This window comes from Sneathiella aquimaris, assembly GCF_026409565.1.
In the GTDB taxonomy this organism is placed as follows: Bacteria; Pseudomonadota; Alphaproteobacteria; order Sneathiellales; family Sneathiellaceae; genus Sneathiella; species Sneathiella aquimaris.
The window spans coordinates 553,943-576,418 of sequence record NZ_CP112881.1; the positions used below are offsets into that span (position 1 = coordinate 553,943).

26 protein-coding genes are annotated in these 22,476 nt (G+C 50.7%); 21 read left to right on the plus strand and 5 right to left on the minus strand.

Features of this window, described 5'->3' with window-relative positions:
- The first annotated feature begins 24 nt into the window (after positions 1 to 24).
- The 10 genes from OIR97_RS02480 to OIR97_RS02525 all read left to right on the plus strand — a co-directional run bounded on the left by OIR97_RS02480 (position 25) and on the right by OIR97_RS02525 (position 7,557).
- Positions 25 to 756, plus strand: coding sequence for a heme ABC transporter permease (locus OIR97_RS02480; RefSeq protein ID WP_169544131.1), 732 nt, complete (start codon positions 25 to 27; stop codon positions 754 to 756).
- 117 nt (positions 757 to 873) lie between these two features.
- Positions 874 to 1,071: a heme exporter protein CcmD gene (gene ccmD / locus OIR97_RS02485; protein ID WP_169544132.1), complete on the plus strand. Its 198-nt coding sequence runs from the start codon at positions 874 to 876 to the stop codon at positions 1,069 to 1,071.
- Positions 1,068 to 1,520: a cytochrome c maturation protein CcmE gene (gene ccmE, locus OIR97_RS02490; RefSeq protein WP_169544133.1), complete on the plus strand. Its 453-nt coding sequence runs from the start codon at positions 1,068 to 1,070 to the stop codon at positions 1,518 to 1,520. The genes ccmD and ccmE overlap by 4 nt, the downstream gene beginning before the upstream one ends.
- A complete protein-coding gene (locus OIR97_RS02495; RefSeq protein WP_169544134.1) occupies positions 1,520 to 3,514 on the plus strand; it encodes a heme lyase CcmF/NrfE family subunit in 1,995 nt (664 codons plus the stop codon). Before ccmE ends, OIR97_RS02495 begins: the two co-directional genes overlap by 1 nt.
- Before the next feature lies 1 nt (position 3,515).
- On the plus strand, positions 3,516 to 4,052 hold the full coding sequence (locus tag OIR97_RS02500; RefSeq protein ID WP_169544135.1) for a DsbE family thiol:disulfide interchange protein: 537 nt from the start codon (positions 3,516 to 3,518) through the stop codon (positions 4,050 to 4,052).
- A complete protein-coding gene (locus OIR97_RS02505; RefSeq protein WP_169544136.1) occupies positions 4,049 to 4,540 on the plus strand; it encodes a cytochrome c-type biogenesis protein in 492 nt (163 codons plus the stop codon). Before OIR97_RS02500 ends, OIR97_RS02505 begins: the two co-directional genes overlap by 4 nt.
- Entirely contained in the window at positions 4,537 to 5,925 is a 1,389-nt protein-coding gene (gene ccmI / locus OIR97_RS02510; RefSeq protein ID WP_169544137.1) for a c-type cytochrome biogenesis protein CcmI, read from the plus strand. The genes OIR97_RS02505 and ccmI overlap by 4 nt, the downstream gene beginning before the upstream one ends.
- Before the next feature lie 55 nt (positions 5,926 to 5,980).
- Positions 5,981 to 6,169, plus strand: a complete 189-nt coding sequence (locus tag OIR97_RS02515) for a hypothetical protein (protein ID WP_169544138.1) — start codon at positions 5,981 to 5,983, stop codon at positions 6,167 to 6,169.
- 45 nt (positions 6,170 to 6,214) lie between these two features.
- Positions 6,215 to 6,778, plus strand: a complete 564-nt coding sequence (locus tag OIR97_RS02520; RefSeq protein WP_169544139.1) for an NUDIX hydrolase — start codon at positions 6,215 to 6,217, stop codon at positions 6,776 to 6,778.
- Positions 6,779 to 6,786: 8 nt separating this feature from the next.
- Entirely contained in the window at positions 6,787 to 7,557 is a 771-nt protein-coding gene (locus OIR97_RS02525; RefSeq protein ID WP_169544140.1) for a DUF4197 domain-containing protein, read from the plus strand.
- Positions 7,558 to 7,568: 11 nt separating this feature from the next.
- On the opposite strand, the gene OIR97_RS02530 is transcribed toward OIR97_RS02525, so the two are convergent.
- Genes OIR97_RS02530 through dapF form a run of 5 tightly spaced genes read right to left on the minus strand, consistent with a single transcriptional unit; the run spans position 7,569 to position 12,070 of the window.
- Complete coding sequence (locus OIR97_RS02530) at positions 7,569 to 8,411, minus strand: heme-dependent oxidative N-demethylase family protein (RefSeq protein ID WP_169544141.1); 843 nt, start codon at positions 8,409 to 8,411, stop codon at positions 7,569 to 7,571.
- Entirely contained in the window at positions 8,408 to 8,992 is a 585-nt protein-coding gene (locus OIR97_RS02535; protein WP_169544142.1) for a septation protein A, read from the minus strand. The genes OIR97_RS02530 and OIR97_RS02535 overlap by 4 nt, the downstream gene beginning before the upstream one ends.
- A gap of 20 nt (positions 8,993 to 9,012) precedes the next feature.
- Positions 9,013 to 9,960, minus strand: coding sequence for a signal recognition particle-docking protein FtsY (gene ftsY / locus OIR97_RS02540; RefSeq protein ID WP_169544143.1), 948 nt, complete (start codon positions 9,958 to 9,960; stop codon positions 9,013 to 9,015).
- Between the two features lie 8 nt (positions 9,961 to 9,968).
- The gene (gene mtaB / locus OIR97_RS02545) at positions 9,969 to 11,234 is read right to left on the minus strand and encodes a tRNA (N(6)-L-threonylcarbamoyladenosine(37)-C(2))-methylthiotransferase MtaB (RefSeq protein WP_169544144.1); all 1,266 of its coding nucleotides are present in this window, start codon (positions 11,232 to 11,234) and stop codon (positions 9,969 to 9,971) included.
- Positions 11,234 to 12,070: a diaminopimelate epimerase gene (gene dapF / locus OIR97_RS02550; RefSeq protein WP_169544145.1), complete on the minus strand. Its 837-nt coding sequence runs from the start codon at positions 12,068 to 12,070 to the stop codon at positions 11,234 to 11,236. The genes mtaB and dapF overlap by 1 nt, the downstream gene beginning before the upstream one ends.
- A 245-nt stretch (positions 12,071 to 12,315) precedes the next feature.
- Here dapF and ffh point away from each other — a divergent pair, with 245 nt between their 5' ends.
- The 11 genes from ffh to OIR97_RS02605 all read left to right on the plus strand — a co-directional run bounded on the left by ffh (position 12,316) and on the right by OIR97_RS02605 (position 22,421).
- Entirely contained in the window at positions 12,316 to 13,677 is a 1,362-nt protein-coding gene (gene ffh / locus OIR97_RS02555) for a signal recognition particle protein (RefSeq protein ID WP_169544389.1), read from the plus strand.
- 35 nt (positions 13,678 to 13,712) lie between these two features.
- Positions 13,713 to 14,114, plus strand: coding sequence for a 30S ribosomal protein S16 (gene rpsP, locus OIR97_RS18690; RefSeq protein WP_169544146.1), 402 nt, complete (start codon positions 13,713 to 13,715; stop codon positions 14,112 to 14,114).
- Between the two features lie 11 nt (positions 14,115 to 14,125).
- Positions 14,126 to 14,695 (plus strand): ribosome maturation factor RimM, encoded by a 570-nt coding sequence (gene rimM / locus OIR97_RS02565; protein ID WP_169544147.1) that lies wholly within the window; start codon positions 14,126 to 14,128, stop codon positions 14,693 to 14,695.
- A gap of 23 nt (positions 14,696 to 14,718) precedes the next feature.
- A complete protein-coding gene (trmD, locus tag OIR97_RS02570; protein ID WP_169544390.1) occupies positions 14,719 to 15,462 on the plus strand; it encodes a tRNA (guanosine(37)-N1)-methyltransferase TrmD in 744 nt (247 codons plus the stop codon).
- An 11-nt stretch (positions 15,463 to 15,473) separates the two neighbouring features.
- Entirely contained in the window at positions 15,474 to 15,860 is a 387-nt protein-coding gene (gene rplS, locus OIR97_RS02575; protein ID WP_169544148.1) for a 50S ribosomal protein L19, read from the plus strand.
- Positions 15,861 to 15,963: 103 nt separating this feature from the next.
- Positions 15,964 to 17,370 carry a 3-isopropylmalate dehydratase large subunit gene (leuC, locus tag OIR97_RS02580; RefSeq protein WP_169544149.1) on the plus strand — a complete coding sequence of 469 codons (1,407 nt, stop codon included), beginning with the start codon at positions 15,964 to 15,966 and terminating at the stop codon, positions 17,368 to 17,370.
- A gap of 11 nt (positions 17,371 to 17,381) precedes the next feature.
- The gene (gene leuD, locus OIR97_RS02585; protein WP_169544150.1) at positions 17,382 to 17,993 is read left to right on the plus strand and encodes a 3-isopropylmalate dehydratase small subunit; all 612 of its coding nucleotides are present in this window, start codon (positions 17,382 to 17,384) and stop codon (positions 17,991 to 17,993) included.
- A gap of 94 nt (positions 17,994 to 18,087) precedes the next feature.
- Positions 18,088 to 19,200, plus strand: coding sequence for a 3-isopropylmalate dehydrogenase (gene leuB / locus OIR97_RS02590; protein WP_169544151.1), 1,113 nt, complete (start codon positions 18,088 to 18,090; stop codon positions 19,198 to 19,200).
- A gap of 83 nt (positions 19,201 to 19,283) precedes the next feature.
- Positions 19,284 to 20,306, plus strand: a complete 1,023-nt coding sequence (locus tag OIR97_RS02595; RefSeq protein ID WP_169544152.1) for an aspartate-semialdehyde dehydrogenase — start codon at positions 19,284 to 19,286, stop codon at positions 20,304 to 20,306.
- Between the two features lie 157 nt (positions 20,307 to 20,463).
- Complete coding sequence (locus OIR97_RS02600) at positions 20,464 to 21,339, plus strand: HpcH/HpaI aldolase/citrate lyase family protein (protein ID WP_169544153.1); 876 nt, start codon at positions 20,464 to 20,466, stop codon at positions 21,337 to 21,339.
- A gap of 11 nt (positions 21,340 to 21,350) precedes the next feature.
- A complete protein-coding gene (locus OIR97_RS02605; RefSeq protein WP_169544154.1) occupies positions 21,351 to 22,421 on the plus strand; it encodes a MaoC family dehydratase in 1,071 nt (356 codons plus the stop codon).
- Positions 22,422 to 22,476 lie beyond the last annotated feature (55 nt).

Consider the following 22,476-nt stretch of genomic DNA (forward strand, 5'->3'; position numbering starts at 1 on the left):
CGAAGTTAATACAAGGAGTTTGGAATGGCTGTTGACCTTCATCGATTTGCCAATCCCACGCGTTTTCTAAAGTTAGCGTCTGTGATATTCCCATGGGCAACCGGCCTGACGGTTCTGCTTTTAGGGATTGGTCTTTACTATTCTCTTTTTCTGTCTCCTGAAGATTATCAGCAGGGCGATACTGTCCGTATCATGTTTGTCCATGTGCCGGCGGCGTGGATGGCGATGAGTGTTTATACCATGATGGCTGTTTCGTCTGCTGTTGGGTGGATCTGGAAACATCCGGTCGCCGATTTGTCAGCGAAAGCGGCGGCCCCTATAGGGGCAAGTTTTACGTTTTTGGCCCTTGTAACAGGCGCTCTGTGGGGGCAGCCAATGTGGGGAACCTATTGGGTTTGGGATGCGCGTCTGACCAGTATGCTCATTCTGTTTTTCCTGTATTTGGGCTATATGGCCATTTGGGAAAGTTTTGACGAACCGGGCAAGGCGGCCAAGGCGGCTGCCATTCTTGTCCTGATTGGTGCCATCAATATTCCAATTATCAAATTTTCAGTTGATTGGTGGAATACCCTGCATCAGCCTGCCAGTGTCGCGACGATGGAAGGGCCAAAAATTCACAGTTCTATCCTGACGCCACTGCTTATAATGGCCGCGGCCTATACAACGCTGTTTGTAAGTTTGTTCATTATTCGGGTGAAGACAGAGATCTTAAGCAGACGGTTAAGAATTCTACGGGTGAACGCCGCACAGGATTGACGGCAGCGGTACGCGTCATTGTGACGCATCAGGGTGGAGTTAGAGTGGAAAATTGCAGGAAATTGATTATATTTCTGGCACATGCAAGAACGCAGATTAGCAGGAGCGTTTGAGACTATGGAAGAGTTTTTGAATATGGGCGGGTATGCTGCTTTTATCTGGCCATCATATGGTATTTCTGCGGCTGTTTTGGGGTTGCTTGCCTTCCAAAGTGTTCGTCGCCTTCGCAAGGTTGAAAACGAATTGGTGCCATTTGACGCAAAGCGGCAAAAACGGCGCAACAAAGTAATGCGTAACGAAAGTATTCAGTCATGACAAGAAAGCGCCGGCGCCTTTATTTCCTGACGGCTGGCCTTGCCGTTTTGGGTTTGGCCGCGACCCTCGTCCTAATGTCTTTTGAAGACAGTTTGGTGTTTTTCAGAAGCCCTTCTGATTTGGCTGAAGAGCCTGTCCCTGCGGGGCGCAACTTTCGGTTAGGAGGGTTGGTTGAAGAGGGTAGCGTTGTCAAAGAAGGCGTTGAAATTCGATTTGTTGTTACGGATATGGCCGAAACGGTTCCTGTGAGATTTCGGGGGCTTGTCCCTGACTTGTTCCGCGAGGGACAGGGCGTTGTCGCAGAAGGCCAGCTGGACGATGAGGGTGTCTTTGTTGCGTCGAACGTGCTCGCGAAGCATGACGAAAATTATATGCCGCCAGAAGTCGCTGAAAGCTTGAAGAAAGCTGGACAATGGCAACCTGAAACTGATTCAAAGGCGACAGACTGATGACAGCAGAAATTGGACAATTCACTCTGATTTTGGCGCTTGTGGTTGCTATTTTGCAATCAACTGTCCCTCTAATCGGGGCCGCGCGACAGAACGGCCCGATGATGGCCTTTGCTGACTCGGCGGCACTTGTTCAATTCCTTGCCGCATCGGTTGCCTTCATCGCCCTGACAGTGGCGTATGTATCCAGTGATTTCTCGGTCCTGAATGTCGTGAAAAACTCTCATTCTCTGAAACCAATGTTATATAAAATCAGTGGCGTTTGGGGAAATCATGAAGGATCGCTTCTTCTATGGGTATGGATTTTGGCGCTGTTTGGTTTTGCCGTTTCGGCGTTTGGTAAAAACCTTCCGGGAAGCCTAAAGGCGCGCGTTTTATCCGTTCAGGGCTTTGTCGGTGTCGGTTTTCTTCTCTTTATCATTTTTACTTCCAATCCGTTCGAGAGAATTGATCCCGCCCCCTTTGATGGTCAGGGACTGAACCCTTTGCTTCAGGATCCGGGCCTCGCTTTTCATCCGCCATTTCTTTATCTGGGATATGTCGGTCTGTCTGTGACATTTTCATTTGCCATTGCGGCGTTGATCGAGGGCAAGGTTGATCCGGCCTGGGCCCGCTGGGTTCGCCCGTGGACGCTGGCAGCATGGGCGTTTCTGACAATTGGTATCGCCTTGGGTTCCTGGTGGGCTTACTATGAGTTGGGCTGGGGCGGCTGGTGGTTCTGGGATCCGGTAGAAAATGCGTCTTTCATGCCGTGGCTCGCCGCAACGGCTCTCCTGCATTCTGCGATCGTCGTTGAAAAACGGGACACGTTGCGGAATTGGACGATCCTGCTTGCCATTATCGCGTTCAGTCTTTCGCTTTTGGGAACTTTCCTGGTGCGTTCGGGCGTTTTGAATTCTGTTCATGCCTTCGCCACGGACCCGGAACGCGGGATTTTCATCCTCTGTTTTTTGAGTGTCATCATTGGCGGCTCTCTTCTGTTATACGGTGTTCGGGCACCTTCGATGAAAGGGGGCGGTCTATTCTCGCCTGTTAGTCGTGAAGGGGCGCTTGTTTTGAATAACCTTCTGTTATCAACAGCGGCTGCGACTGTGTTGCTGGGAACCCTGTATCCTATTTTTCTGGATGCGTTCAGTGGTGCAAAAGTGTCTGTTGGACCACCGTATTTCAACGCCACCTTTTTGCCGCTGGCGATGCCATTGGTTGTCGCCGTTGCCATCGGGCCGTTACTTCCGTGGAAACGGGCGGATCTGGTCGGTGTTTTGTCCCGCCTGAAATTCGCACTTTTTGCGGTTGTTGCCATTGTCGGCATAAGTTGGTGGATTGCTGAAGATGGCCCCTTTCTTGCCTTTGTCGGGATGGGTTTGTTCGGATGGTTATTTGTCGGTACTCTTCTGGAATGGACCGACAGGTTCAAGTTGTTCAGGATCCCGCTGGGGAACAGTTGGAAGCGGATGGTCAATCTGCCTCGAAGTGCCCACGGTATGATGCTTGCGCATTTAGGGGTTTCTCTGGTTATTCTGGGGATAACCGCGTCGGAAGCCTGGCAAAGCGAGCGGCTGGAAGTGATGCGGCCGGGTGAAGTCGCCACCGTTGGTGGGTATGATTTCCGTTTTGACGGTGCATCCGATAAGACCGGGCCTAACTATACCTATCTTGAAGGGACTTTCACCGTGTCAAAGAACGGACGGGAAGTTGTGGTTCTCAACCCAGAGCAACGCCAGTATACGAACCCGCCTATGGAGACAACAGAAGCGGCTATCTGGCCGATGCTAACGGCAGACCTGTATGCGGTTGTGGGCGAGTCTGATGGTAAGGGAGGGTATGCGACGCGTATTTATCATAAGCCGTTTATATCCTGGATCTGGATTGGCGCCATTGTCATGTTTATTGGAGGCGGGTTTAGCCTGAGCGATCGACGTTTTCGCATTGGTGCCGCCCGTAAGAAAACGAAGCAGGCTGCAACAGACCAGCCAGTAGCAGGGGTATCCTAGTATGCGGTTTGGTTTTTTGGCGCCTGTCGTGACGTTTGCCGTTATTGCAGGCGTAATGGCATATGCTTTATTTTTTCTTGATCCAACAGAAATCCCGTCCGAGCTTGTTAGCAAACCGGCCCCTGAATTCAGTTTGGCGCCCGTTCCAGATTATGGCTTGCCTTTAGAAACCGCTCATTTGAAGCAGGGAAAGGTTACGTTGCTCAATGTTTTTGCGTCCTGGTGCGTGGCCTGCCTTGCAGAACACCCAACTTTGATGGCTTTGAAAGAGAAAGGAGCCGTTGAAATTTATGGGTTGAATTACAAGGACAAACCGGAAGCAGCCCGCAAATGGCTGAAAAAACACGGTAATCCTTATACCCGCACGGGAATGGATCTGAACGGGCGCGTTGGGATTAACTTTGGCGTGTATGGGGTTCCTGAAACCTTTATTATGAGCCCGGAAGGGACCATTTTGGATAAGATTATCGGTCCGATCACTGAAGATGATTTGAACAATCGTATCCTTCCACGACTTAAAGGGGCTAGCGGGTCATGAAAACCGGACTGATACGGCTATTGATCCTGATGACCCTGTTTTCACCGGCCGTTGGTCAGGCGGTCTTTGTTGAAGAGCGTTTGCCCGATACCGCCGCTGAAAAACGGGCCCGAGATATTGCGGAAGACATTCGGTGTCTGGTCTGTCAGAACCAATCCATCATGGACAGCAATGCCGACCTTGCCAAAGACCTTCGCGGTATCGTGCGAGAGAGAGTGGCGGCTGGGGATAGTGACGAGGACGTGCGTCAGTTTCTTGTGGATCGTTATGGCGACTGGGTTTTGCTAGATCCGCCATTTAAACTGACGACCTTTATTCTTTGGGTGGGCCCTTTGTTTGTTTTTCTGATTGCGGGCATTGCGACGGTCCTTTTTCTCAGAAGAAGGTCTGTTCCCGCAGCGACTAACGACAAAGCCGCGCCGCTTAGTCAAAGTGAAAAAGAAGCATTTGATAAGCTTCTTAAGGAAGAAGAAGGATCAGCATCGTGACGTGGTTCATACTGTCGCTTATCTGTTTGCCTGCGATTTTTATCCTTGCCTATCCTTTATTGTTTCGCTCTGCCCGGACAATTGGTCGAAATGAAGGGGGCATGTCCGTTTATCGTCAGCAACTGAATGAGCTGGATGCAGACATTGAACGTGGGGTTCTGAAAGAAGCTGAAGCAGAAGCGACCAAGATTGAAATTCAGCGCCGCATGTTAAAGCTTTCAGCCGATGGATCTTCCGACGCGTCTAAATCCGGGTCTCCTCTGATCGCGGGGGTGCTGTTACTCTGTATTCCTTTGGCGGCTTTTATCCTTTACGGTCTGCTAGGAAACCCCGATTTGCCATCAAAGCCCCTTGCTGAGCGGGATATCGCGGCAGAAAAGCAGGATCTTGCAGGCAGCAATCTAAACACGTTGGTCCAGAAGCTGGCGGAACGGCTTCAGGAACAACCTGAGAATCTGGATGGCTGGATTCTGCTGGCCCGCACCCTTTCACGGATGGAACGTTATCAAGAAGCGGCTGAAACCTTTTTGCAGGCCACAAAAATTGCACCTGATGATGCCGATCTGTATGTCGGCGCCGGCGAAAATTTTTACTTTAAGGCTGATGGTGTGATTTCCGAAGATGCTGCAAAAGCATTTGAAGCGGCGGCCAAAGTGGACTCATCCCATGCCGGTGCCCGATATTATCTGGCATTGAAGGATGCTCAGAACGGGCAGGAAAAAGCAGCATTGGATCGCTGGGCCGCCTTGTATGAAGAAAGCGATGCAACGGCTCCCTATATGAGAATTCTGCACGGCCGAATTACCGAGGTTGCTGAGAATCTGGGGCAGGATGTCAGCGCTTTACTCGCTTCCAAAGATGTCATGGGGGCTGCCTCCGCTCAGGAAATGTCTGGGCCGAGTGAGCAGGATATGCAGGCCGCTGCGGATATGTCTGCAGAAGACCGACAGGAGATGATACAAAATATGGTGGCCCGCCTGGCCGAACGGATGGACGATGCGCCTGATTTTGCAGGTTTGATGCGGCTTGGTAATGTTTATGGAACATTGGGCCAGCATGAAAAGTCAGCGGCCGCCTATGGTCGGGCGGCTGAAATATCGCCAAATGATCCTAATCCTCTCAATCTTCAGGCGTTTGCTCTGACGCAGGCTGCCGGAAAAGGGGCGCCGCCGCCTCCTGCCGCCATTACCTTGTTTGAAAAGGTGCTATCGATGGATAAGAATGCGCCGGAGGCCCTTTGGTATCTTGGTATTGCCGAGGCGCAGAAGGGGAATAATGAGGCCGCACTGGATTATTGGAAACGTTTAAAATTGTTGGCGCCAGCCGATAGTCAGCTTTATCAAAATGTAACCAAAGCCATCAATGCTCTTCCCCAAAAGCAGTAGAATTGCTACCCTTGGATTACGGATAGAATATCCGCGTTATTAGGTCAGAAGGCACATGGTCAAAATCTCAGGGACACTTTCCAGTAATGTCAGCTTGTCAGGACGCGCAGCTGGGGGGCACACTCAACCCAATATGGACAGGGTTGAGGCTGTTAAAGAAGCAAGTAAACCGTCGCTTCAAAAAGAACAGCGCCCGGATATGACCTTCAACGGCATTGGCCGACAAATCGATATTCGAGTTTAGCGGACCAGCATTCGGTCTGCCTTTTGCGCAACCAAAGAGGTCGCGATGACATCAACAGATCCAACAGATTATGGTTTTAAGAAGGAAGTCCCAGCCGGAGACAGCCTGGAACGCCATGTTTGTACGGATTGTGGTTGGGTCCATTATGAAAATCCGAAGGTCGTGGTGGGTTCTGTTGTTACCCATGAAGACCGTTTTTTGCTCTGCAAGCGGGCGATCCATCCACGCAAGGGATATTGGACGTTGCCCGCCGGGTATATGGAGCAGAAAGAAACCACAGAAGAGGGAGCCCGCCGGGAAGCCTACGAAGAGGCTAACGCGGATATCCGTATTCTGGATTTACTGGGTATTTACAACGTAACCCATATTAGTCAGGTGCAAATCATGTATCGGGCTGTACTCGATAAGCCAGAATTTTCAGCGGGTGAAGAATCGCTGGAGGTCGCCCTGTTCACCTGGGATGAAATTCCATGGGACGAACTTGCGTTCCCCACAGTTTATTGGGCATTGCATCATTTCCGGGATGTGCGCGATCAGGACCGTTTTGTTCCCTTTGGAAATGCGGAGGGAGAATTGCTGAAAACCTCGTTTGAGATTATGAAAAGGTAGGGCTGAGTATGAAGAGATTGGCTTGGGTAACAGGTTTTTGTGCGGTGATGCTGATCGGGTCTTTTCCGTTGATAAGTCAGGCCAGCTTCTTGGATGATATGAAGGGGGCCTTGAAAAAATCTGTTGAAGGAGCAGAGGGCAGTAGTGGCAGCAGCGGTGGTTCTTCATTGAGCGGTCTAAGCTCGCCTGAGATCATTGAGGGGCTAAAAGAAGCCCTTAAAGTCGGCACAGACACCGTTGTTGGACAAATCGGAGCGGACGGCGGGTATGGTGAGGATCCCGCTATTCACATCCCGCTTCCTGAAAAGATGCAGCAGGCGCAAAAATATCTGCGTAAATTCGGATTGTCCGCCATGGCCGATGACGTGGAAGCGCGTTTGAATAAAGGCGCGGAAGCCGCGGCTCCTAAAACAAAGGAACTGATCGTCAAGGCGATCAACGACATGACCTTGAAAGATGCGGAAGAAATTTATAAAGGGGCGGATGACGCGGCGACACAATATTTTCGAAAGGTCGCGACCGCAGATTTGAAAGAGACCGTTCGTCCGGTGATCGAGCAGTCTTTGCAGGATGTCGGGGCGCTAAAAGCCTATGATGCGCTGATCAGTGAGTATAAACAAATTCCCCTTGTCCCCAATATTCAGTCGGACCTGACGGAACATGCGACCGATCTTGCGCTTGAAGGATTATTTCATTATCTGGCGAAAGAAGAGGCGGCTATTCGGAACAATCCGGTAAAACGGACAACAGAAATATTGCAGTCTGTTTTTGGTCGCTAGACCACTGAGTGTCAGCCAGCCAGCTTTCTAAGATAGGCCATCAGAAGTTCTTCATAGCGGGCAACGGCCTTATAGCGCCTTACGGGCGCGTCCATTGTCGTCAGCGCGTGCAGTAGCCGCGCTGCCCGGTCTTGATCGCTGACAACTTCAGATAATGGTGTGTTGAAGATACGGATGCTGAACAGGGTATCCCGGTTTTCAGGGAGGCGCTGCAATGTTTGTTTTTCAACCCTGAAAAACAGGGCATCGCCGATGGTTTGTTCCGTGACCCTATCGTTTCCTATCTGACGGTTTTCATGAGATCCGGGCTGAAAAAGGGCGTCGTCATCAAACAGTCCCCAATTGAACCGTTGTACTTTTTTGCGGGGATTGAGGTGAGAAAAAAATCGATCGATTGAGGGGCCAATCCTGTTATTCAGGTCCGGAACCGGAATGTGGATGTCGGAAATAGCGTGACCGACTTTTTCGGTCAAATCCCAGCCAGAGGGAAAACACACACAGGCAGCGGTTAGTTTAAAAACACCGCCGACCTCCTGCATCAGGACAAGGTCTTCCTGAACAAGGCTCGCCGCTTGGGCAAGGGGCCCCGCCGGTTTGTAGGCGGGGGACTGATCCACCGTCGGGTGGTGGATATTCAGCTCTTGCCGGACAAGATCAAGAATATGGGATTGGGCGTTTTCGCTGCCGGGCAGGGTGGCCAGAACATGAGGCCGTTTGTTGGTTAAAAGGTTACGCTTCTGCGCCGTTTGGGATAGATAATTCTCGTCGACTTCAAGCCAGCTTTCTTTCAGGGCTGACAAGCCCATGGAATGCTGAAAATCAGCTTTCTCTATGGGAAAGTATGGCAAACTCATTCGGAATCACTGGGGTCCGTTTCTTCATTGGTTGCATTGCCGTGACGGGTGATCAGCGGAACCTGAGACATAAAGAAAACGAAAGTTGCAATTGTAAAACCGAATACCTTGGCATTTACCCATAATTCTGTAGAGAAGTTGCGCCAGATAACCTCGTTGGCTATGGCCATGCCGATAAAGAAGAGCATCAACCGAACGGTCAGTTTCTTCCAGCCTTCATCGTTCAAATCCCAGAAATTGGAAAACAGAATCTTTACAAAAGACTTTCCAAGAGCCAGTCCGGCACCCAGTGTGACGGCGAATAATGCGTAGATAATGGTTGGTTTAAGTTTGATGAAGGTTTCATCATTCAGATACAGGGTCAGTCCGCCAAAGACCATCACGACAATGGCCGTGATCAAAGGCATGGCCGGTAGTTTCCGTTCGTAATAATAGGAAACGGCCAGGGCGACGATCGTTGTCACCATAATGGCGGCAGTGGCTGTGATCAGGTCATAAAGATAATAAAAGCCAAAAAAGACCAGGATAGGTCCCATTTCGGTTGCGGTCTTAACGCCTTGATGCATTTTTCGTGTCGACATGCTGTACCCTGTTAAAACTGTTAGTCTGTTGTTGCACCGGACAACGCCCGGGCAAAGTCCTTCGCCGCGAAAGGCTGTAGGTCGTCGATCCCTTCTCCTACTCCAATAGCATGGACGGGCAAAGAAAATTTATCAGCAATTGCAACCAGAACGCCGCCACGGGCTGTACCGTCCAGCTTGGTCATGACAAGACCAGTAACATCGCAAACCTTGCCAAAAATCTCAGTCTGATTAAGGGCGTTTTGTCCGGTTGTCGCATCAAGAACCAGTAAGCATGAATGCGGTGCATCCGGGTTCAACTTTTTTATAACCCGTAAAATCTTCTCGAGTTCAGCCATCAAATCAGATTTATTCTGTAGCCGTCCCGCAGTATCAATCAGGAGTAAATCCACATTTTCGGCTTTCGCCTGTTCAAGGGCGGAATAGGCAAGTCCGGCGGCATCGCCACCGACTTTGGTCGTAATGACCTTGGCGCCTGTGCGCTCTCCCCAGATGGTAAGTTGTTCCACGGCGGCGGCCCGGAAGGTATCGCCCGCAGCCATCATGACTTTTTTGCCCTGATCAGCATATTGTTTGGCAAATTTACCAATTGTCGTGGTTTTTCCTGATCCGTTGACGCCCACCACAAGCACCACATGCGGGGACAGGCTTTCGTTTAATTCAAACGGTTTGGCGACGGGTTCAAGAATGGCGGTAACTTCATCAGAAAGTGCTTCGCGGATTTCTTCCGGCGAGATTTCCTTGTCATACCGGCTTTTCCCGATATTGGCGGCAATCCGGGCGGCTGTGGTTACGCCTAGATCGGATGTAATCAGCAATTCTTCAAGTTCTTCAAGAACATCATCATCCAGTTTCCGTTTGGTGAAAATGTCCGAAATACCGGTTGAAATGGCATTGGATGATTTTTTAAGCCCATCTTTCAGGCGACTAAACCACCCTTTTTTTTCTTTTTGTTCCGGATCACTCATAAATTTACTCAGGCTCCAAGGCTTGCGTAGAGTTTTTTATCGTCAGTTCTGGTAATGTGAACCTGTATTATCGTACCGGGTTCAGCAGTGAAATCCAGAGTCACCGGCGCATAATGTTCTGTGCGGCCGGTTGTTTCGTTTTCGACCAGGACCGACAGGGTGTTGCCAACCTGGCTTTGCAGGAAACGCCGAAGATTGTCATCCCCGATCTGGCGTAACCGTGCGGCGCGCTCTTTTCTGATATTTCCGGGAACTTGCGGCATTTTCGCCGCCGGTGTTCCCGGACGTTCAGAATAAGGGAAGACATGCATATAGGTAATGTCGCATTCAACGGCAAGGCGCTCGCTGTTTTCAGCCATCTCATCGGTTTCAGTAGGAAAGCCGGCGATAATATCCGCGCCGAAAACGGCATCAGGACGCAAACGTCTTGCTTTCTCAACAAAGTCATACACGTCAGCCCGCAAATGCCGGCGTTTCATCCGTTTCAGAACCATGTCATCCCCGGCCTGCAGGCTGATATGCAAGTGAGGCATCAGGCGGGGTTCCCCTTCAATCAAGCGCCACAAATCGTCGTCGACCTCAACCGGATCAAGGGATGAAAGTCGCAAGCGCTCGATTTCCGGTACTGCCGCCAGCAGCCGGCGACACATTTGACCCAGCGTCGGCGTACCCGGCAAATCTTCGCCATAGGCTGTAATATCGACGCCCGTCAGGACAAATTCTTTATAGCCATTTTTTGTAAGCGATTTGGCCTGATCCACAATCGCCCCCAGCGGCACGGATCGACTGTTCCCTCGTCCGTAAGGAATAATGCAGAATGTGCAACGGTGATCGCATCCATTTTGAATTTGCAGAAACGCGCGGGCCCGTCCTTCAAATCCTTCGATAAGGTGGCTGGCAGTTTCTTCCGCGGCCATGATATCATTGACCTGCACGCGCTCCTCATTTTCCAGACCGAAAGAGCTGGCCTCCAGCTTTTCGAGGTTCCCCAGAATCTGGTCAACTTCGTCCATTTCTTTGAACTGATCCGGATTGGTTTGCGCGGCGCAGCCTGTTACCACGATTTTGGCGTTGGGATTGTCCCGGCGAGCCTTGCGAATGGCTTGCCGGGCCTGGCGTTCTGCTTCATTGGTTACCGCGCAGGTATTAATGATAATCGCATTGTCCATGCCTGCGGCAATGGCATGCCCGCGCATGACTTCGGACTCGTAGGTGTTCAGGCGGCAGCCAAAAGTAATGACTTCCGGAGCGTTTACAGGTTTTTGATTTCCCATCAGACCGCCTCTTTAAAGATGTCGGTATGCAGGAAGCCAATGAACGAATAGGCAATCGCGCCGCCCATAAAGACCGGCCCATCTTTTTCCCACGACATTTGCAGCGGACCGCCGTTCAGGTGCAGAACGGCTTTTCCGTCAACAAGGCCGCGCAGGGTTGCCGCGACAATGGTTGCGCATGCGGCTGATCCGCAGGCCAGCGTAATGCCGACACCCCGCTCCCAAACCCGCAAGCGCAGGCTGCCATCTTCGTTAGCACTGGCAACACTGATGTTGGCTTTTTCTGGCAGGAGCGCATGATGTTCAAGGACGGGTCCCCATTTCTCCAGATCAATGGCTTCAGCATCTTCGACAAAAAACACGATATGCGGATTGCCCATGTTGACACCCACGGGATCTTTCAACGGGCCTGCCTGCATATCTATATGCAATGTGTCCTGTTGGCTGGCCAGCGGAATAGATTGCCAGTCCAGACGGGGCGCTCCCATATTGATCATGATATTGCCGTTGGGCATTTCTTCGCCGTGCAGCAGTCCGGCAACAGTTTCAATAACTGTTGTGTCTGTCTTCTGTTCTTTCATCATCAAATAGGCCACGCAGCGCGTTGCGTTTCCGCAGGCCTCTGCTTCGGTGCCGTCGGAATTGTAAATCCGCATGAAAATGTCGGCGTCCTGAGACGGTTCCAGGACGATCAGCTGGTCATATCCCACACCGCGATGCCGATCCCCGATCGCCCGCAATTTTGCGGGTGTCAGATCGGGATTCTCATCGCGGCCATCAATAATGACAAAATCGTTGCCCAAACCGTGCATTTTAATAAATGAAAGCTGTTCCATATGCCGCGATATAGGGGTTAAATGGTCTTCGGTCCAGAAATATGTGTGCGGGGATACTGAAATCCTTGACAGAACAGGCGCTCTATGGCTATTTCAAGCCACTCCAGAAATGTGAGCCATACATAAAAGTACCTTTTGATGGTATCCGCCAGCCCGCGAGTTTCGCGCACTGGCGTTTTTTGCGTTGTATGATTCGGGTTCTGGGAATTGAAATTTTAAGCAGTTTTGAACGGGCTTCCGACCATATGTTCGAAAATTTGACAGGCAGATTAGGCGACGTCCTTGGTAAATTGACCAAGCGAGGGGCGCTAACAGAATCAGACGTCAGTGACGTGATGCGCGAAGTGCGTGTGGCGTTGCTTGAGGCGGATGTGGCGCTGCCTGTCGTAAAAAGCTTTGTTAAAAAAGCTAAAGCAAAAGCGATCGGAACGGATGTTCTGAAATCGATTAATCCCGGTCAGATGGTTATCAAGGTGGTCCATGATCAGCTTGTCGAGACATTGGGATCAGACAGTCAGGAATTGAACCTGGTCGCTGTACCGCCTGTTGTTTACATGATGGTCGGTCTTCAGGGCTCTGGTAAGACAACCTCGACTGCAAAAATAGCGAAGCTCCTGACGGAAAAGCATGGCAAGAAAGTCATGATGGCGTCTTTGGACGTTCGCCGGCCTGCGGCTCAGGAACAGTTGCGTGTGCTGGGTGAACAAACCGGTGTTGCGACATTGCCAATCGTTGAAGGTCAGCAGCCTGTAGATATTGCGACCCGTGCCTTGCAGTCGGCAAAGCTTCAGGGTGTTGATGTTATCATGCTGGATACAGCTGGTCGCCTGCATGTTGATGAGCAGTTGATGGCCGAGATGAAGGCGGTTCATCAGATCTCGGCGCCGACAGAAACCTTGCTGGTTGTCGATAGTCTTACTGGTCAGGACGCGGTTAATGTCGCGGAGCAGTTTAAAGAACGGGTCGATGTTACCGGTATTGTCATGACCCGTATTGATGGTGATGGTCGCGGCGGTGCTGCGCTCTCCATGCGGGAAGTCACCGGATGTCCGATCAAGTTGCTGGGTACCGGTGAAAAGCTTGACGAACTGGAACTGTTTCATCCAGACCGGATTGCAAATCGCATCCTGGGTATGGGTGATATTGTGTCGCTGGTTGAAAAGGCCGCGGCAACGATTGAAAAGGATGAAGCCGAAAAACTGGCGCTTAAAGTTCAAAAGGGCATTTTTGACCTGGATGATCTGGCCGGTCAGCTTCGACAGATGATTAAAATGGGTGGTATTAGCGGCCTTGTCGGCATGCTGCCTGGTGTTGGCAAAATGAAAAAGCAGCTTGAGGGGGCTAACCTCGATGACAAGCTGCTCAAACGTCAGATTGCCATTATCGAATCCATGACGCCTAAAGAGCGTCGGAACCCACAGATCATAGCCGCTTCCCGCAAACGTAGGATTGCTGCGGGTGCTGGTCTGTCCGTACAGGAAGTCAATCGCCTGCTGAAACAGCATAAGCAAATGGCTTCCATGATGAAGAAGGTGAAGAAGATGGGCAATAAGGGCGTCATGCGTGGCGGCCTGCAAGGTCTTCTTCCACCAGGTATGAAATTTTAAGTTATTGATTTTACTGAAAAGAAAGAACGTACGTTATGGCATTGAAAATTCGCCTTACCCGTCAGGGTGCTAAGAAACGTCCCTTCTACCGTATCGTAGTTGCTGATGTTCGTAGCCCTCGTGATGGCCGTTATATTGAGATTTTGGGCACTTATAACCCAATGCTCGCAAAAGATGACGAAAACCGCGTGAGCTTGAAAGAAGATCGTGTGAAGCATTGGATCGAAGTGGGTGCGCAGCCTACAGACCGTGTCGCCAAATTCCTGGCAGCGGCTGAACTTGGTGATAAAGTTGAGCGCAACAACCCGCAGAAAGCCAAGCCTAAAGCGAAAGCACAGGAACGCCTCCGTGAAGCTGAAGAAGCCGCTGCCGCTGCTGCAGAAGCTGCCGCAGAAGCTGCTGCTGCCCCTGCTGAGGAAGAAGCAGCTGAAGCCTAAGGATAGGGTGCATGCCTGATGATAAAGATCGGCTGCTGCTAGGGGTTATTGCCGGACCAAGAGGCATTCGGGGCGAGATGAAGGTGAAGACCTTTACTGAAAACCCTGAAGATATTGCCGCTTACGGTCAATTGGAAAGCAAAGACGGTAAGGTCAAGTACAAGCTGTCCTTGCAAGGTTTTTCAAAGGCAATTCCAGTTGTTCGGATTAAAGGCGTTACAACGCGAAATGAAGCAGAGGCTCTGAAAGGAACCGAGCTTTACGTTGCGCGGGACAAGCTGCCAAAAACCGACGGAGACGACGAATTTTACCACGCCGACCTGATAGGGTTGGATGCGGTACTTGAAGACGGATCAAAATTCGGTTCCATTTTTCGTGTATTCGAATTCGGGGCCGGGGATATGCTGGAAATTATACCTGAAGGCAAAAGCGCGAAAGCTGCTATTCTGGTTCCTTTCACCCTTGAAATGGTACCAGCGGTGGATCTTGAAAAGGGTCATGTGGTTTTGAGTTTGTCGGATGATTTTTTTGATGTTCCTGAAAAGGAAGTTTCGTCAGAGAATAAAGAAGACACAGAATGAACAGGAGTGCTGACCAGAGTGGAATGCCCCTGACCGGTAAGGACGGAACAGCAGACAGTAATAACTGGTCTGCTCATGTTCTGACCCTTTACCCGGATATGTTTCCAGGCCCCCTTGGCCAGTCATTGGCTGGACGGGGATTGGAAAAAGGAGCCTGGGAGTTGCAGGTTTCGAATATTCGGGATTATGCGGTTGGTAAGCATAATACTGTGGACGACAGTCCTTTTGGCGGTGGCGCCGGCATGGTCATGCGACCAGATGTGCTGGGGAATGCCGTTGATGCAGCGAAAGCTGCCTCTGGTGACGACAAGAGAGTGATATACTTCAGTCCGCGCGGCCGGGTTCTTGATCAGGCTTATGTGCGGGAAATATCGGAGGGACCAGGTGTTATACTGGTGTGTGGCCGATTTGAAGGGATTGATCAGCGGGTTATCGAAGCCCGGCAAATGGAAGAAGTCTGTTTAGGTGATTTCATTTTGTCCGGAGGAGAGATCGCAGCTCTTGCCATGCTGGATGCGGTTGTCAGGTTGTTACCGGGGGTCACCGGCAATCAGGCGTCGCTGACGGAAGAAAGTTTTGAGACCGGGTTGTTGGAATATCCACATTATACCCGCCCACCAGTTTGGGAAGATCGGGGTGTTCCGGATGTTCTCTTATCTGGGCACCATGAGAAGATTAAAGAATGGCGGCAGCGCTGTTCAGAAGAATTGACGAAACAACGGCGAGCAGACCTTTGGGAACGCTGGTCAGATGAAAATTTGAAATAGAGGTGAAAGCGATGAATGTTATTCAGCAGCTAGAGCAAGAGCAGATTGAAAAGCTTACGTCAGAGCGTCCGGTTCCACAGTTCCGCGCAGGGGACACCCTTCGCGTGCACGTGAAAGTGGTTGAAGGTACGCGTGAACGTATTCAGGTTTTTGAAGGCGTGTGTATCGCTCGCAATTCAGGCGGTATCAACGCAAACTTTACAGTACGTAAGATCTCTTACGGCGAAGGTGTGGAACGTGTGTTCCCACTTTACTCACCACGTGTCGACAAAATCGAAGTGGTTCGCCAGAGTGACGTGCGTCGTGCGAAGCTTTATTACCTCCGCGAATTGCGCGGTAAGAAAGCACGTCTTCGCGAACGTCGCGACGATCGTTACACGAAAACGACAAACAGCTAAACGCGTTCTGCCTTTTTGGGGCGGAACTGCCCGGCATGGGGTCGCCTGTGCCGGGGTTTGCTGTATAATGAGAAAACAAATCCAGGCTTGAGAGGACACGAAAATGGGCGAAGCAAAGACCCTTTATGACAAGATATGGGACAGCCATCTGGTCGATGTACAAGAAGATGGTGCCAGTCTGCTTTATATTGACAGACATCTGGTTCATGAGGTGACAAGCCCGCAGGCCTTTGAAGGGCTTCGTATCACCGGACGAAAAGTTCACCGTCCGGAGGCGACCTTCGCGGTTGCAGACCATAACGTGCCGACTAAAGATCTGGATAAAGGTATTACAAACCCTGAAAGCAAGTTGCAGGTGGAAACACTTGAAGCCAATGTGAAAGAGTTTGGTGTACCTTACTTCTCAATGACCGATGAACGTCGGGGCATTGTTCATATTATTGGTCCTGAGCAGGGCCTGACCCTTCCGGGTATGACCATTGTTTGTGGCGACAGCCACACGTCAACGCATGGTGCATTCGGCTCGCTTGCCCATGGTATCGGCACGTCTGAGGTCGAGCATGTGATGGCAACCCAGACACTGATCCAGAAAAAAGCAAAAAACATGCTTGTTCAGGTCGATGGCAAGTTGCCTGTTGGCGTGACCGCCAAAGACCTTGCCTTGGCAATCATTGGTAAAATCGGGACGGCAGGCGGAACAGGCTGTGTCATCGAATATGCTGGTGAAGCCGTGCGGTCCCTGTCAATGGAAGGGCGCATGACACTTTGTAACCTGACCATTGAAGCGGGTGCGCGTGCAGGGCTTATCGCTCCGGATGAGACAACCTTCGAATATGTCAAAGGCCGCCCTTACGCGCCGAAAGCCGGTGCTTTTGAACAGGCCGTTGCGTACTGGAAAACCCTGGTAACAGACGAAGGTGCCCATTTTGATGAAGTGGTCACAATGGATGCCGCTGACATTGTTCCTTACGTTACTTGGGGAACAAGTCCGGAAGATGCCCTGCCGATTACGGCAAGCGTTCCGGCACCGTCCGATTTCGCTGATAGCGGAAAACAGATTGCAGCTGAACGGGCCCTGAAATATATGGGTCTGGAAGCAGGCATGAAACTGACTGATATTGTCGTCGATCATGTGTTTGTCGGTTCTTGTACAAACGGGCGTATCGAAGACTTGCGGGCGGTTGCCGCGATTGTTGAAGGCAAACAGGTTAAAGACACTGTAAATGCGATTATCGTTCCGGGCTCTGGTCTGGTCAAAATTCAGGCTGAAGAAGAAGGCCTGGACAAGATCTTTACGGCCGCCGGTTTTGAATGGCGCGAGCCCGGCTGTTCCATGTGCCTTGCCATGAACGCCGATCGTCTTGATGAGGGAGATCGCTGCGCGTCAACGTCTAACCGTAACTTTGAAGGCCGTCAGGGCCGCGGAGGCCGGACGCATCTGGTGAGCCCGGCAATGGCAGCCGCAGCAGCCATTACTGGTCATCTGACTGATGTGCGCGATTTGGCTTAAGGGGACGAAGAATGGATAAATTTACGAAACTCACAGGCGTTGCCGCCGCGATGCCACTGGTCAATATCGACACTGATATGATCATTCCAAAGCAGTATCTGAAAACTATTCAGCGCGCCGGCCTTGGCCAGCATCTCTTTGCCGAAATGCGCTACGAAAATGACGGCAGCGAAAAGGAAGAGTTTGTTCTGAACAAACCTGCCTACCGTGGTGCCGAAATTCTGGTGGCCGGGGATAATTTTGGTTGCGGTTCAAGCCGCGAGCATGCGCCTTGGGCGTTGCTGGATTTTGGTATTCGCTGTGTGATTTCAACGAGCTTTGCCGACATCTTTTATAACAACTGTTTCAAAAACGGTATCCTGCCAATCCGCGTCACCGCGGAAGAGCTGGACAAATTGATGGATGATGCAGATCGGGGTGCGAACGCAACCTTAACCGTTGATCTGGCCGCTCAGGAAATCAAAGGCCCGGACGGCGGAACGATTTCGTTCGAAATTGATGAATTCCGCAAGCATTGTCTTCTCAATGGTCTGGACGATATCGGTTTAACGATGCAGAAAAAAGATAAGGTGAGCAGCTTCGAAGAAAAGCAGAAGCTGTCTCAACCCTGGTTGCAGGCGTAACGTCTGGTGGCCGGGTAACTGGCCAACCCAAAATCATTTCGGGGCGGCTGTTCTGGCCGCCACCAACCAAGCACTGAAAAGGAAGCAAGAAACAATGGCGTCAAATAAATCTCTTCTTATTCTGCCGGGCGATGGTATCGGTCCCGAAGCCATGACAGAAGTCCGCCGTGTTGTTGACTGGATGGAAAACAAGCGAGCTGTCAAATTTGATGTGGATGAAGATCTGGTCGGTGGTGCATCGATTGATGCGCACGGTATTCCAATTACAGACGCTGTTGTCGAAAAGGCACAGAATGTTGATGCGGTTCTTTTAGGCGCTGTTGGTGGTCCGAAATGGGATAACCTGGATTTCTCGATCAAGCCGGAGCGGGGCTTGCTGCGTCTTCGCAAGGATCTGGAACTATATGCCAACCTGCGTCCTGCTATTTGTTTTGATGCCCTTGTTGATGCGTCCAGCCTGAAGCCGGAACTGGTTGCTGGTCTGGATATCATGATCGTTCGCGAATTGACCGGTGGTGTCTATTTCGGTGAACCTCGCGGTATTGAAGATCTGGGCAATGGTATTCGAAAAGGTGTGAATACTCAGGTTTACACAACACCAGAAATCCACCGGGTTGCGCGGGTTGCATTTGAGCTGGCACAAAAACGGGATGGTCGTGTTGTTTCCAGTGAAAAAGCAAATGTAATGGAATCCGGTGTTCTTTGGCGCGAAGAAGTCATCAAGATTCACGAGAGTGAATTCCCGGATGTGGAGCTTTCACACATGTATGCGGATAATGCCGCCATGCAGCTGGTGCGGGCGCCAAAACAGTTTGACGTGATTGTCACGGATAATCTGTTTGGTGACATTCTTTCTGATTGTGCCGCGATGCTGACAGGCTCTTTGGGTATGCTCCCATCTGCCTCTCTTGGTGATGTGGACGAGCATGGTCGCCGGAAAGCGCTTTACGAGCCAGTACATGGTTCTGCGCCAGACATCGCGGGCCAGAATATCGCGAACCCAATCGCCACCATCCTTTCCTACGCTATGGCTCTTCGCTATAGCTTTGATATGCCTGGTGAGGCAGATCTGGTCGAACAAGCTGTCCAGAACGTCCTCGCAGGTGGTATGCGGACTGCCGATATTATGGCAGAAGGCATGGCTAAGGTATCGACCACAACAATGGGCGATGCCATTTTACGTGAGCTTGATAAACTGAACGGGTAACCCTAAGTTTAGCTCATTAATTGAGTAACCCAGTTCTGGCGATGCAATGGTGCTTCGCCAGAATCAAATGAGAGATCAAAATCATGGGATATAGAGTTGCTGTTGTAGGCGCCACAGGTAATGTGGGCCGCGAAATGCTGAACATTCTGGACGAACGTCAATTTCCTGTCTCAGAAGTAACCGCATTGGCCTCTAAACGGTCAGTCGGGAGACAGGTTTCCTTCGGTGACAAGACCCTTACGGTGAAGGCACTGGAAGATTTTGATTTCACGGGAACCGATTTTGCCCTGTTTTCTGCAGGCGGATCCATTTCCGAAAAATTTGCACCGATTGCCGCGTCACAGGGCTGTATTGTTATCGACAATTCATCTCATTACCGGATGGATCCGGATGTGCCGTTGATCGTGCCTGAAGTGAACCCGCAGGATGTTGCCGGCTATACAAAGAAAAACATTATCGCCAATCCAAACTGTTCAACAGCACAGTTGGTTGTGGCCCTAAAGCCTTTGCATGATAAAGCGACAATCAAACGGGTAGTTGTCTCGACTTACCAGTCCACATCGGGCGGCGGTAACGAAGCAATGGACGAGCTTTTCAGTCAGACGAAAGGTATTTTCGTCAATGATGAGCCTACACCTTCCGCGTTTACCAAGCAGATTGCGTTCAACGTGATTCCGCATATTGATGTATTTCTGGATGACAGATACACCAAAGAAGAATGGAAAATGACGGTCGAAACCAAAAAAATCATCGACCCGAAAATCAAGCTTACAGCCACTTGTGTGCGCGTCCCGACTTTTGTCGGGCATGCGGAAAGCGTGAATATCGAATTTGAAAACGAGCTCTCTGCGGATGAAGCCCGTGATATTCTACGGGAATCACCGGGGATTATGGTTGTCGATAATCCGGAAGAAAACGGATATGTAACACCGGTTGAATGTGTTGGTGATTACGCGACCTTCATTTCCCGGATCCGCGATGATTCGACGGTGGAAAATGGGATCAATCTTTGGTGCGTTTCTGACAATTTGCGAAAAGGGGCCGCCCTCAACACCGTTCAGATTGCTGAACTTGTTGGTCGTGAATATTTGAAAAAAGCTGCCTGATCCGCAACTTAGTGACTAAAATCAAAAGCCGCCTCGCATATGGGGCGGCTTTTTTTATTGTGGCAATCGAACTTTCCTCGCAACAATGTTGCGTTGCAGCAAAATCCGGGTATGATGCAGCAAAAAAGAAATAACGCTGTTTGCACCGGAGAAAAAAATGTCAAAAACCCTGCGCCCTCGCCGTTCCGTATTGTATATGCCCGGCTCCAATGCCCGAGCCCAGGAAAAAGCCAAGGGGCTGATGGCCGACGGACTGATCCTTGACCTTGAAGATGCGGTTGCCCCAGACGCAAAGGCGGAAGCCCGTGAGATCGTATGTGGTAATGCCGCGGCCGGTGGTTACGGCAATCGTGAGATCATTATTCGCGTGAACGGTCTGGATACACCCTGGGGAGAGGCTGATGTGATTGCGGCCGCAAAAGCCGGGCCGGATGCTATTTTGTTGCCTAAGGTTGAAAGTGCGGCTCACGTGCAGGCTTTAGAAAAACTGATGGTTGAAAGCGGAGCACCCGACAGCACAAAAATCTGGTGCATGATGGAAACACCGCTAGGAATTCTGAAAGCCGAAGAAATTGCCTCTTCCAGCGATCGGGTTGATTGTTTCGTCATGGGAACGTCTGACCTTGTGAAGGATTTACAGGCACAGCATACCCCCGTGCGGCTGCCTGTTATTACATCATTGGGTTTATGTTTGCTGGCTGGACGGGCCTATGGCTTGACGGTTCTGGATGGTGTTTATCTGGATTTGGCTGATGAAGAAGGTTTCAAAGGATCCTGTGTTCAGGGCTTGGAGCTTGGCTTTGATGGTAAAACATTGATCCATCCCAAACAGCTAGGCCCAACCAATGAGGTATTTGCCCCCTCTGAAGAAGAAGTCGCCCACGCGCGTAAAGTGATCGCTGCTTTTGAAGAGGCAGAAAAAGAGGGTAAAGGCGTTGTTCTCGTGGACGGCAAGCTGATTGAAAACCTGCATGTAGAAATTGCCAAAGCCAAAGTGGCCCTGTCCGATGCAATTGCGGCAATGGCGGAATAAGGATACGAAAAATGGCCTCCAACAAAACAAATCCTGGCAATTATTTTGAAGATTTCAAGCTGGGTCAGATTCTGACACATGCGACCCCCAGAACAATCACGGAAGGGGATGTCTCTCTGTATACGGCACTGTACGGCAGCCGTTTTGCGCTTCAGTCAGCGGATAGCTTTGCCATCGATTGCGGACTTCAGGCGGCGCCGGTCGATGATCTTCTTGTCTTTCATATTGTGTTCGGCAAGACGGTTCCGGATGTTTCGCTGAATGCAGTGGCTAATCTTGGATATGCTGATGTGCGCTTTTTGGCCCCGGTCTATCCGGGGGACAGTGTCCAGACAGTTTCCGAAGTCATCGGCCTGAAGGAAAATTCTAACGGTAAAACGGGTGTCGTTTACGTGCGCTCCACAGGAACCAACCAGGTAGGAGAAGTGGTTCTGGATTATGTTCGTTGGGTAATGGTCCGTAAAAATAATGTAGAGGCCCCGGCCCCCGATCCAGTGGTGCCGGACCTGCCTGATGTGGTGGATCCGTCGCAGTTATTACTGCCTGCCGAATTGGATATGCGGGATTTCAATCCTGTTCTTTCCGGTTCAGCGCATTTTTATGAAGATTATGAGATCGGCGAGAAAATTGATCATGTGGACGGTATGACCATTGAAGAAGCCGAACATATGATGGCCACCCGCTTGTATCAGAATACGGCGAAAGTTCATTTTAACCAGCATGTTCAGCAGCATGATCGTTTTGGCCAGCGGCTTATATACGGGGGCCATATTATCAGTCTGGCTCGTGCCCTGACTTTTAATGGTTTGGGAAATGCCGTCCTGATCAGTGCTATTAACGGGGGGTCCCATACGGCGCCTACATTTGCCGGGGATACGATATACGCCTGGAGTGAAATTCTCGACAAGGCTGATATTCCGGGACATATGGATGCAGGTGCGTTACGGGTTCGAACACGCGCGGTCAAAGATCTGGCGTGTGCAGAATTTCCCGATGTGGATGCGGATGGGAAAAGAAATGCAGCCATTGTTCTTGATTTGGACTATTGGGTGATATTGCCAAAAGCCACACTTGCGGTATAAAACAAAGAAGCATACATAAGGTTCGGTTGACTTCAAGGTTTCCAAGTCTACAATC